Genomic DNA, 10,724 nt, shown 5'->3' with positions numbered 1-10,724 from the left:
GCATCTCGTCGATGACCAGGTGGTCACCGCCGTGGGCGAATGCGGCGGCCGCGGCGCACGCGGAGTGCAGCATACGTCGTCCGACGTGGCCGTAGCGGATGACCACGATCGGGTGGCCGTCCGCGTCGTGGCCGGTGCGGTCATACCAGAATCCGCCTCTGCTGAGGGGGCCGTTGCGTCCGCCGCCCCAGTTCGGCGGCACCAGGCCGAGCAGGGTGTCGATTCCCCAGTAGAGGAACGGGGTGTCGCTCTCGTCCTGGATGGCGCGGGCCAAGGTGGTCTTGCCCGAGCTCGAGGTTCCGTTGAGGAAGATGACACGGCTGGGGGTTCTGTGCTCGGCATCCGACCAGACTATTCAGCCGATCAGGGTGGGGAGAGAGGAGTCGTTAGCGAGATGGACCCTCCGCGTTTTCCGCACGTGGACGACTCATGGCTTGTCCCAGGGTTCCGGCAGGATTATCGCCGAGACCGGTACGGCCGGCGGCAGGCCGATGGCGATGACGAATCCCAGCGTGATCACTGTTCCGGCCTCTTCGGCACGGTGCGTGCCGACCGCAGCGGATACTCCTGTGCTTCAGTGATCGAATCAGCTGCTTCCGTGACCACCCACCACGGGGTGTCGGGTTCGAATGTGCCGATGCGGGGAATCACTACCGTGATGTTCCGCCGGAAACCTGCCCCGCGCTGCGTGTCCTCCGATACCGTGTCGGTGACGAAGGGCTGGAAGGCGCTGCTGTCACAGGCCATTGGGTTCCGGCCGGCCAAGGGGGGCGCCGCCACGATTCGAGGAGGCATCCCTGTCATGCGAACTCGCCGCATATACCTGATTCTGGGCGCCGCGGTGTCGGCCGTTGCGCTGATCGGCACGGCAACCGCGTCCGCTGAACCCGCCGACGTCATGTCGCACGATGGCGACTATCTGGTGGGGGCCGATATCCGGCCCGGTATCTGGGAAGCGCCCGGCACCGCCGATCCCGCCCGCGAATGTGAGTGGAAGAGGCTGTGGCGGCCGTGGACCGCCGACGACGATATCAACCAGAAATCGAGACCACTCCTCGATCAAGGCTTCACTCGCGAGCATCCGGTGCGAGTCACGATCCAGTCGACCGACGCCGCGTTCAAGACCACCAACTGCGGCGAATGGCGGCTGGTTTCACCGCTATCCAGCGGCTCGACCGGTGGCTGAACTTCTGCCGACCGGGGCATCGACTTCTCCTGTCTTCCGGAGTCGATGGGCCGGGACGCCTGTTCGGCGGCGTGGAAATCAGCTGAACACCGGTAGTTCGTGCCTGCTACTCCCGTAAGCGACAGCCGCCCCGTCGAAATGGGAATTCCGCGCGGTCCGGCTCGTAGACGGTGAGCGCGCCCTCGGCCGGAAGGCACGGTCGGAGCAGCGCCGATCCGGCGACGAGGTGTTGCCTCGACTCGTTGGAGCCGAACACCGTTCACTCCCGGAACAGTGCCACGGTGAGCCCGATCAACCCGAGGGCGAGCCGATGAGGGTGAGGTTCGCGCCCACTACCGTACGACCGCCGACCGGTGACGGCAGCGCGGGTCGGTGTATCGCGCCGGTCGGTGCGGACTCGGCGATGTTCGTGCTCTCGGGTGAGGGGCCGACAGTGGTTGCTTCAGCCATTGAGCCGGTCGAGCAGGAAATCACGTGCGACGGTGGAAGCCCGCTCGAACTGCTCTTCGTATACGGCGAAATGGCCACCGGGTATCAGCGCGAGTTGTTTGGGTTCGAGGGCGTCGGCGTAGCTGCGCAGAGCAACCTCGGTGGGAGTCAACGTGTCCTGTTCGGCGACCACCATGAGCAGCGGAGTGGGTGATACCCGGGATACGAAGGCCTCGGGAGCGTAGGACTGGAATTTGTCCACGCTGGACAGGGTCACTTCGTTACGCCAGGTCGGGATCTGCGGACCGTTCGCCATCAGCCATTCGTAGACTTCGAGGCCGGGCATCGCCACCATCTCGGTGGGGTCGTCGGAGGCCGCTTTGATCGTTTCGTGTGGTTTCCCGGCGAGCCGGCCGGCGCGGTCCGCGGCGATGGCCGCGTGGACGGTGGGCAGCATGACCGAGGGAACCAGCCGGGTGAACGTCGCCCAGCCGGCGGTCAGCGGCACCTGGGACACGACGGCCCGCACCCGTCGATCGGTGGCGGCGACGACCAGTACGTGCGCACCCGCGTAACTCGTTCCCCAGACGGCTATCCGCTCCGGGTCGACCCCGTCCAAGGTTTGGGCGAAGGTCACCGCGTCTCGATAGCCCTCGATCTGGGCCATCGGATCCACCTCGTAACGCGGTTCGCCATCGGAGGTGCCGAATCCCGGGTGGTCGTAGACCAGGCAGGCGAGGCCGGCGGCGCTGAACACCTCGGCGAACGGCGCGACCCACTCCTTGACTCCGGCGAAACCGTGCGTCATCACCACCAGCGGGGTTGGGTCCGTGGATTCGCCGGGGCGGTACAACCAGCCGCGCAACGTCACGCCGTTACTGTCGAACTCGATGTCCGTCCGCATGCCGACTCCTCTGATTACGTTACGTATCGTAATCAATGTAGGGCCGTCGAAACGTGACGTCAACCATAGATACCGCGGACGCGGTATAACTCTGTTCAGTGCCTGCGGTAGCCGACCGCGTCGAGGGCCGAACGCACCGTGAGCCGAACCAGTTCCGCATCGATCGGGCCCAGGGTGGGAACGAGCGCACGCATCAGCATGGGGCCGGTGATCAGATCGCAGAGCCACTCCGGGTCGGTCCCCGGGGCGATCTCTCCACGCAGCACCGCGCGTTCCAGAATCGAGGCGGTCGAGAGCCGGCGCGGCCCGAGAAACCGTTCATGGAAACGCTGTGCCAGGTCCGGACTGCGCGCCAGGTCGGCGAGCAGGCCGGGTAGCGCCTTGCGCATGACCACGTCGTTGAACAGCTCTTGCTGGTGCTGCTGAATCGCCAGCAGTTCCGCTTCGATTCCGCCGAGATCCTCGGCGCCGGGCTCGAGGCCGAAACGCTCCATCAGCATGGATGCGACCAGATCGGCGAGGTCGGTGTACCGGCGATACAGCGCGGGCCGGCTCGTCCCGGCAGCGTCTGCCACCGCCTGCAGGGTGACCGCGCTGTATCCGCGCTCGGCGATCAGATCCGCTGTCGCCGCCAGCAATGCGGAATCGAGCCGGGTGTCGCGAGGGCGGCCGGCGCGGGCCGCGGCTGTGCTATCGGTCATACGATGACCGTAGCGTCGGGGTTGCCCGCGATACGCCCGGGCACGATCCGACCGAGAGTGAGCCCGCGGCCGATTGGCGCCGGGGCATCCGGATGGGTATCACCACCGGCCGGCTCACCGAACCGCACGAGACCGCGGCGCTGGTCACTTTCCTGGCCTCCCCGGTCTCCGGGAACCTGACGGGCGCGGACCATCTGGCCGACGGTGGGGCGATAAAGACCGTCCGGCCCGAGTGGCGAGCTCTGAGCCGGGTGATCATGGGTGAAGCCCTTGGTTGATCGTATCTTCTTGCGACAGAAAACTTTCGACAACCAAAGGCTTCGATGATCAGTATGCACGATACCGACCGTGCCGGCCCGACCTCATCTCGCGCTCGGCTGCCAAGGGTGAGCAGTGGGCTCACCCTTGGCAGCCGAGCGCGAGAAGAAGATCAGTCGTCGGTGTGCGAGCAGGAGGTGATCTGGTCCACGAGCTCACGCAGCGGGGCGAGGATGCCGGTGAGTTCGTCGCCGTTCAGGGCGTACAGCCGAAGCGTGCCCCGGCGTTCGACGGTGAGCAGTCGCGCCGCTCGGAGAATCTTCAGGTGATGCGAGACCGCCGGTTGGGAGAGGCCCAACTGCGCGGCGATCTCTCCCACGCCGGCATTTCCCCCGGCTTTCAGCAGTAGGGCGATGATCGTCTGGCGCCGTTCGTCTCCGAGTGCGGTGAACAACGGCCGGCAGTGGGTGAAGGTGGCCAGGATGTCCTCGGGGGCGGTCACAGCGGCGTCCGAACCGGGAGACCGCTGCGAAGTTCGCGCAGCCGGGTCACCGGCAACGCGCGGGCCTCGCCCTCGGCGACCCAGCCGTCGAGCATCAGTCGGGTCTGATCGGCCACCTTGGTGAAATGGGCTTCCAGGTACCGTGCCAGGTCGAACGGGGTCAGGGCAGGCAACAACCGCAGCGCCATCTTCACCACCGATTTCGGCGTGCGGGGCCGGCGGCGTCCGCCGATCCGTGCGGCCACGATCGCTGACGCTTCGGCGGCGGCTTCGAGTGCCGGATCGACGTCGGAGAGCAGAGCGGGCAATGACCAGTTCGCCACCTCCAGGGCCGCGATGTAGGGCATGGTCAGGGCGGCGATGCCTTCGCCGGCATCGGCCCGGGTGGTAGGCCGGGCGCGCAGGCCACCGGCCCGCAGGGCGGTCGCCACCGCCTCGGCCCGAGTCCTGTCGGCTCGGTCGCCGAGCACCTCCAGGGTCGAGCCGGGTGGTATCCAGTACGCGATTCCCGGTGTCGGAACCTCGGCGGCCAACGGTGCCGAGTAGGCGAACATGGACGGTGCGACCTGCACGATCTGCTCGGCGGGCCAGACTTCCTCCAGTACGGCGCGGTCGTGGAGATCCTGACCGATGCTCACCACGGTCGCGGTGCCGATCGCGTTCCGCAGCTCGGACAACCACGACCCGCGCAGCGCCGTCGAAGACACGCACAGCCACACCATGTCCCATGTCCCGGCGGGGGTCTCGGCGTGCACTCCCTCGGGCCGGAGCCGCTGGGTGACCGGTTTCCCGAGCCTGCGCAGCCGATACAGCGTGCGACCCGTGTCGGCCCATCCGGTCCGTCCGGGCTTGACCAGGTAACTCACGGCCGCGCCGCCGAACCCGAGCCGTATTCCGAAGACCTGGCCGAGCGCGCCGTCGCCGACCACCAGAACCCGCATATTTACTCCATTCAAATATTTAAATGGAACAATACATGGCCCGGCTACTGCGTCGAATACCGTTGGCCGGCAAGGTCTCCGCTATCCGGTCGGATCGGCGGCACACCGGTATTGTGCTGGTGATCAGGCCGGGACCCGATCGGCGGCGACGAAATCGTCGACGAAGCCGATCGCCCGCGCCTCCAGTGCCGCGTAGTGGGCGTCGCGTGCGGCGCCGGTGAGGGCTTCGTCGAACAGCAGGTTGCCGTCGGCGTCCACACGCTGTCGTTTCTCCTCGGCACCGGGCAACAGTCCCACCGTCGACTGGGCCAGGCCGCAGTAGTAGGCGATGCCGTCGTTGAGTTGAGCGCTCAGTGACTGCTGCATGATCTCGACGACCGCGTCGTCGTCCGCCGCGCCGGCCAGACCGAGCCACAGCATTCGCTTACCTGCGAGCCGGGGTTTGCTGCGGCCGTACGCGAATCCGTAGGTCCACACCCGATCGATCCAGCCCTTCAGGATCGCCGGGATGTGTATCCAGTACACCGGGAACACCGCGATGACGATATCGGCGGCGAGGATTCGCCGCATATGGCTCTCGACCTCGGGGGAGTAGGTCTTGTCCCGATTGTTCCAATCCGGTGTGTCGGCAACGGTCATACGGGGATCGAAGTTCTCGGCATGCAGGTCGAGCAGGTCGATTCGGCAGCCGACCGCGGAGAGTCGGCGGACGGCCAGTCGGGCGATATGGGCGGTGAGCGAGTCGGGGCGAGGGTGGGCGACGACGACCAGGGCGGTGCGGTCGGTCGCGGTGTCTTCGTTCGGGGTGGGGGGCACAGGTTCCTCCATCTCGGTCCGGGTTTCTCGGACGAATCGGTTGGGTAGGGATCGGATTTCATTCCATACCCCGGACGATGGACGATCTATGGGTAAAGATCTACATTCGATAGGAGTTCGTCTACGCTTTTGCCGTGGACCCCTTGAGTAAGCTGCTGGGTGGTATTCGGGCCGAAGGCGCCCTGCTCACCCACGCGGTTCTGGAAGCGCCCTGGACAATCCGCTTCGCCGACCGCGCGCCACTGACCATGGTGACCGTGTTGCGCGGTGGGGGCACGCTGTTGTTGCCCGGTGGTGTCGAGCGTCGGGTTTCGGTGGGGGATACCGCGATCGTGCGCGGTCCCGAACCGTTTCTCCTCGCCGACAGCGCGGAGTCGGTCGAACTGCCGCATGAGGAGTACGAGATCGCCTGTTTCGCCCCCGATGCGATCTGTGAGGTCGGTCTCGCCGGCGGGCGGGGAGGAAACGACCCCGTCGGCGAGACCGTTCTGATCGTCGGCGCCTACCGGGCCTCGGGCCGGCGTCATGAACGGCTCCTCCGCGCGGTGCCACCCCTTCTGGTGGTGTCGGACGACGTGGACGTATGCGCCTGGATGGCATCCGTGGCCGCGGATGCGGCCCGTCGGCCCGCCGGGGCTCAGGCGCTGATGGACCGGCTGCTCGACTGGGCGTTGGTGTGCACGCTGCGCGACTGGTTCGAAGGGGAGGGCGCCGAAGCGCCGGGCTGGTATCGCGGGTCGGCCGATCCGGTGGTCGGACCGGCGTTGGAAGCGATGCACGGAAAACCCGCCGCCGGCTGGACCGTAGCGTCCCTGGCATCCGAGGCCGGCGTGTCACGGGCCCTGTTCGCGAGACGTTTCACCGAGGTGATGGGGCAGTCGCCGATGGCCTATCTCACCGAATGCCGGATGGACGAGGCGGAAGAACTGCTGGCCGACCCCGGTCTCACCGTGGCGCAGGTGGCGAAGGCCGTCGGCTACGCGGACGCTTTCGGTTTCAGCGCGGCGTTCAAACGACACCGGGGCATCCGTCCGAGCGACTTTCGCGCCCTCTCCGATATCGGGGCGTAGCAGAAACCGACAGTCACCCCAGTTGTGAACTGCTCCCCGGGAGTCGGACCGAGGAATTCGATCTCCGGATGCCTTTGAAATCCATTGTGGTCACAGCTGATCAAGCTCTACTGCGAGCTGGCGGCACCGTCGGTAGCGACTTCTTTCCACTTTCAATCTATAGCGCACCGGGGGGCTTGCGGCAAGACCGGGGTCATGCCGCACAATCGTCGGCCTGGAGTCAGTGCCTGCGGAAACGGGAGTAGAGAATGCGTGTGCTGTGGTCGACGGACGGACCGTGTGGGGACGTCGAACCGTCGGCGGGTGTTCGTGCGATTCAATGAGCTCGGTCGAGGAGGGGCCGGCGCCCACGTGAACCACACCGGATCGTCGCGTCGGGAAAGCGAGGGGTACGTGTCATCTCAGAGGTACGAGGACGAATTGCGGTCCGAGCAGGACTATGTGGCCGGGCTCTACACGTGGCTCGACGCCGAGCGCACGCGGGTGAAGGCCCGGTACAGCGCGGCATTGCGGGGAAACGGCGCGACGCTGGGGGACCGGGATGTCGAGGTGCGCACCCTGGCCAAAGAGGCGCAGCGGCTGACCGTGGCGGACAACGGGCTGTGTTTCGGTCGATTGGACACCCTCTCGGGCGAGCGTTCGTATATCGGCCGGATCGGCATATTCGACGAGGAGAACGAGTACGAACCGCTGTTGCTCGATTGGCGGGCGCCGGCGGCGCGCGCGTTCTATGTCGCCACCGCCGTGAATCCGGAGAACATGCGTCGGCGGCGCCAGTTCCATACCCGCGGACGTCGGGTGGTCGATTTCACCGACGAGGTCCTCGGCCGGCCCGGTGGTGGGGAGCGCGGTGATGCGGCCCTGCTCGCGGCGGTCAACGCGCCGCGCGGTGCGGGGATGCGCGATATCGTGGCGACGATCCAGGCCGAACAGGACGAGATCATCCGGCTCGACCACCCGGGGGTGCTGGTGATCGAGGGCGGTCCGGGAACCGGGAAGACCGTGGTGGCGTTGCACCGGGTCGCGTACCTGCTCTACACCCAGCGGGAGCGGATGGAGCGCCACGGTGTGCTCGTGGTCGGGCCCAACCCGGCGTTCCTGAACCATATCGGCCGCGTACTCCCGTCCCTGGGCGAGACGAACGCGGTGTTCATGACCACCGGCGATTTCGTGCCCGGTCTACGCGTCACCGCCGAGGACACCCCGGACGCCGCGCGGCTCAAGGGTTCGCTGAAGATCCTGGATGTGCTCGCGGCGGCGATCGCCGATCGGCAACGACTGCCGGAACAGCCGTTGCCGATCGAATTATCGGATGTCACGGTGCGGATCGACGCCGAGACCGCGGAGTGGGCCAGGGAGGAGGCGCGCGCGAGCGGGCTGCCGCACAACGAGGCCCGTGCGGTGTTCCGCGAGATCGTCACCTATGTTCTCACCGAGCGGGCGATAGCCCGGATCGGTCGGGGTTGGCTGACCCGGAAGGACCGCGCGGCATGGGCGGACCTGCGGGCGGACCTGCTCGCGGAGCTCGCGGAGCACGAGCGGTTCACCGCCGCGCTCGACGAACTCTGGCCGATACTGACCCCGGAGACACTGTTGGCCTCGCTGTACACGTCCCCGGAACGGTTGCGAGCGGCGGGCGCCGAGCAGGCGTTGTTCCGCGCCGAGGGCGAAGCCTGGACGGTGTCGGATGTGCCGCTGCTCGACGAACTGGTCGATCTGCTGGGCCGCGACAGGCCGGCCGACCGGACCGCCGAGCGGGAGCAGCACGCCGAAGCCGAGTATGCGGCCGGCGTGCTGGAGATCCTGATCGATCGCGAGGATCTGATGGACGACGAGGACCACCTGATCGCCCAGGACCTGCTCTACGCCGAGGACCTGGCGGATCGCTTCCTCGAACGCGACACCCGTGAACTCGCCGAACGCGCCGCCGCGGACCGGGACTGGACCTATCGGCACGTCGTGGTCGACGAGGCCCAGGAGCTGTCCGAAATGGACTGGCGGGTACTGATGCGGCGCTGCCCGAGCCGATCCTTCACGGTGGTCGGCGATCTCGCTCAGCGCCGGTCGGCGGCCGGAGCGACATCGTGGAACACGATGCTGGAGCCGTATGTGCCCGGCCGCTGGGTCTACCGGTCGCTGTCGGTGAACTACCGCACCCCGGCGGAGATCATGTCCGTCGCTGCCGCGCTGCTCGCCGAGTTCGCACCCGAGGTCCGGCCGCCGGATTCGGTTCGCGCGTGCGGTGTCCGGCCGTGGGCCAGGCGGGTCACCGAGGACGAATTGGACACTGCCGTCGAGGAATTCGTCCAGTACGAAGCCGGGCGCGAGGGTACCAGCGTCGTGATCGGGCCGCCGGGTGTGCCGGGCGCGGTGGTGGCGTCGGAGACGAAGGGTCTGGAGTTCGATGCCGTCTTGGTCGTGGAACCGGAACGGATCCTCGCCGACGGCCCGCGTGGCGCGGCCGAGCTCTACGTCGCCCTCACCCGCGCCACCCAGCGCCTCGGCGTCCTGCACCGGGGCCCATTGCCACCGGCTTTGAGCGGACTCGCCGAAGCCGTGGCATCCACTCGGGGCGGGGACCAACGGTTGGTGTAGCGATTCGCGTGCGGCCTGTTCCGGGCCTCGGCATGGCCGAAAGGCAACGGGGCCCGAGGGCAGGTGATGTCCTCGGGCGGGCCGTCGCCGAAACCGACCGCTTCTAGAGGAACATCATCATGGTGTACATCATGAGCATAAATGTCATCATGTCGTAGAACATTTCAACCCCGTTTCCGTCGATTCGATATCTCGTGCCCGGCTCCGCGTCCGGGCGCGACCAAATGTGCCGCTGTATGACGGTACGATACATAACGGCTTGTTTCTATGGAAGTCGTTCCCTGCGACGGGAATACGTGATCGACTCCCCCGGCCGCCTCTCTCGGACGTTCGGGGTGTGCGGAAGGGGGCGCGACAGACGTTCGGGGGCATCGGTTCGGCCGAAGCGCTCGACATCGCCCTGCCGCATGCCTTGCGCCCCTTGCGATCCCAGTCGGTGGTCCCGCTGTCCGGTGTCGATGCTCCGATATCGGTCCCTCGGCTATCGACGCGGTCCGCTACCTGCCGAACCGGTTCGCCCTCGTGCCGCGTGGTGCGCCGGCCGGCACTCTGCCGCGGGGCCGGCCGCCCGAATGCCGGTCGAGGAGCTGTCCTCAGGTCTCGGGGTTGCCTGTCGGAGAAGGCAAATACTTTTTCCCGCAGACCAGATCATGCGCGAGATTTTCGTACGAGACGTACGCGCGGGCCAGCTGTTTGCGGTTCTTCCCCTCTGGGCCGTCCAGTACGAACCGGTTGAACGAAATCGTGTACAAGTAGGCCATACGGCAGAAAATCGTGCCCAGGCCCTCGTGATGTTCCACGGAACCGATGGGGGGTTCACCCAGGATCCTGCATGCCTCCAGGTCGATTGCCGACATGTGCCGCTGTGCCTCCTCCCAGATGTCGAGGAACGGATCGGCGTCGACATCCATCGACGGCAATACCATGCCCCCGGCCCCCGAACTCCACATCGTCACCCCATCGCCCCAGCTCGGCCGCACCGCTTCCATGCGCCGGTGCACGTCGACGAGACCCGCGATGGACCCGAGTATCCCGCACCCGGGATCGGTCGCGCCCTTGCCGTAATCGGCTGTTCGGGCAAATATCGTCGACACGGCCCGGCTGTCCGGCAACGGACCGAAAACACCACGGCCTTCCACTGCGCCCCCATTCCTCGCCGCCGCAGCGGTCCTCATCGAATTCCCGAGATGGGACCTAGGGGCACGCCCGCACACAGCACCCCCTTCGCCGGCCCCGGCGGATTGCCGCCCACAGCCTAATCAACCTTGTTGAGCGCCGGCGGGAGATTCGTCCTCTCCGATCGAAACTCGTCGCCACGGCGG

At 66.8% G+C, this 10,724-nt stretch carries 10 protein-coding genes and 1 pseudogene; 4 read left to right on the top strand and 7 right to left on the bottom strand.

From position 1 onward, the window contains the following. Window positions 1-274 (bottom strand): annotated as a pseudogene (locus tag ON20_RS22330) (chloramphenicol phosphotransferase CPT family protein); the annotation flags it as partial. 528 nt (window positions 275-802) lie between these two features. On the opposite strand from ON20_RS22330, the gene ON20_RS22320 reads away from it, so the two are divergent. Next, a complete protein-coding gene (locus ON20_RS22320; RefSeq protein ID WP_040838279.1) occupies window positions 803-1,186 on the top strand; it encodes an Rv1352/Rv1906c domain-containing protein in 384 nt (127 codons plus the stop codon). 442 nt (window positions 1,187-1,628) lie between these two features. On the opposite strand, the gene ON20_RS22315 is transcribed toward ON20_RS22320, so the two are convergent. Both ON20_RS22315 and ON20_RS22310 read right to left on the bottom strand, forming a co-directional pair. Further along, complete coding sequence (locus tag ON20_RS22315) at window positions 1,629-2,519, bottom strand: alpha/beta hydrolase (RefSeq protein WP_040838277.1); 891 nt, start codon at window positions 2,517-2,519, stop codon at window positions 1,629-1,631. A gap of 95 nt (window positions 2,520-2,614) precedes the next feature. Beyond that, complete coding sequence (locus ON20_RS22310; protein ID WP_040838275.1) at window positions 2,615-3,220, bottom strand: TetR/AcrR family transcriptional regulator; 606 nt, start codon at window positions 3,218-3,220, stop codon at window positions 2,615-2,617. A 92-nt stretch (window positions 3,221-3,312) separates the two neighbouring features. Here ON20_RS22310 and ON20_RS22305 point away from each other — a divergent pair, with 92 nt between their 5' ends. Beyond that, complete coding sequence (locus ON20_RS22305; protein ID WP_040838274.1) at window positions 3,313-3,498, top strand: hypothetical protein; 186 nt, start codon at window positions 3,313-3,315, stop codon at window positions 3,496-3,498. Window positions 3,499-3,650: 152 nt separating this feature from the next. Here the strand turns inward: ON20_RS22305 and ON20_RS38045 are convergent, their stop codons facing one another. The 3 genes from ON20_RS38045 to ON20_RS22290 form a co-directional block, all read right to left on the bottom strand. Next, window positions 3,651-3,980 (bottom strand): ArsR/SmtB family transcription factor, encoded by a 330-nt coding sequence (locus ON20_RS38045; RefSeq protein ID WP_051163096.1) that lies wholly within the window; start codon window positions 3,978-3,980, stop codon window positions 3,651-3,653. Then, a complete protein-coding gene (locus tag ON20_RS38040; RefSeq protein ID WP_040838271.1) occupies window positions 3,977-4,921 on the bottom strand; it encodes a ketopantoate reductase family protein in 945 nt (314 codons plus the stop codon). Before ON20_RS38040 ends, ON20_RS38045 begins: the two co-directional genes overlap by 4 nt. A 123-nt stretch (window positions 4,922-5,044) precedes the next feature. Then, entirely contained in the window at window positions 5,045-5,737 is a 693-nt protein-coding gene (locus ON20_RS22290; RefSeq protein WP_040838306.1) for an NAD(P)H oxidoreductase, read from the bottom strand. Window positions 5,738-5,871: 134 nt separating this feature from the next. Here ON20_RS22290 and ON20_RS22285 point away from each other — a divergent pair, with 134 nt between their 5' ends. Then, entirely contained in the window at window positions 5,872-6,807 is a 936-nt protein-coding gene (locus tag ON20_RS22285) for an AraC family transcriptional regulator (RefSeq protein WP_040838269.1), read from the top strand. A gap of 393 nt (window positions 6,808-7,200) precedes the next feature. Further along, the gene (helR, locus tag ON20_RS22280) at window positions 7,201-9,402 is read left to right on the top strand and encodes an RNA polymerase recycling motor ATPase HelR (RefSeq protein ID WP_174361917.1); all 2,202 of its coding nucleotides are present in this window, start codon (window positions 7,201-7,203) and stop codon (window positions 9,400-9,402) included. 593 nt (window positions 9,403-9,995) lie between these two features. On the opposite strand, the gene ON20_RS22275 is transcribed toward helR, so the two are convergent. After that, entirely contained in the window at window positions 9,996-10,496 is a 501-nt protein-coding gene (locus ON20_RS22275) for a hypothetical protein (RefSeq protein WP_157228944.1), read from the bottom strand. Between the last annotated feature and the right edge of the window lie 228 nt (window positions 10,497-10,724).

The sequence above is a fragment of the Nocardia brevicatena NBRC 12119 genome, from assembly GCF_000308495.1.
GTDB classification, from domain to species: domain Bacteria; phylum Actinomycetota; class Actinomycetes; order Mycobacteriales; family Mycobacteriaceae; genus Nocardia; species Nocardia brevicatena.
This window is presented reverse-complemented; position numbering and strand designations above follow the sequence as displayed.

Excerpts from the sequence above, each read along its gene's own strand:
- ON20_RS22310 (WP_040838275.1), bottom strand. The coding sequence starts at position 3,220 with ATGACCGATAGCACAGCCGCGGCCCGCGCCGGCCGCCCTCGCGACACC.
- ON20_RS38040 (WP_040838271.1), bottom strand. The coding sequence starts at position 4,921 with ATGCGGGTTCTGGTGGTCGGCGACGGCGCGCTCGGCCAGGTCTTCGGA.
- ON20_RS22305 (WP_040838274.1), top strand. The coding sequence starts at position 3,313 with ATGGGTATCACCACCGGCCGGCTCACCGAACCGCACGAGACCGCGGCG.
- ON20_RS22320 (WP_040838279.1), top strand. The coding sequence starts at position 803 with ATGCGAACTCGCCGCATATACCTGATTCTGGGCGCCGCGGTGTCGGCC.
- ON20_RS22315 (WP_040838277.1), bottom strand. The coding sequence starts at position 2,519 with ATGCGGACGGACATCGAGTTCGACAGTAACGGCGTGACGTTGCGCGGC.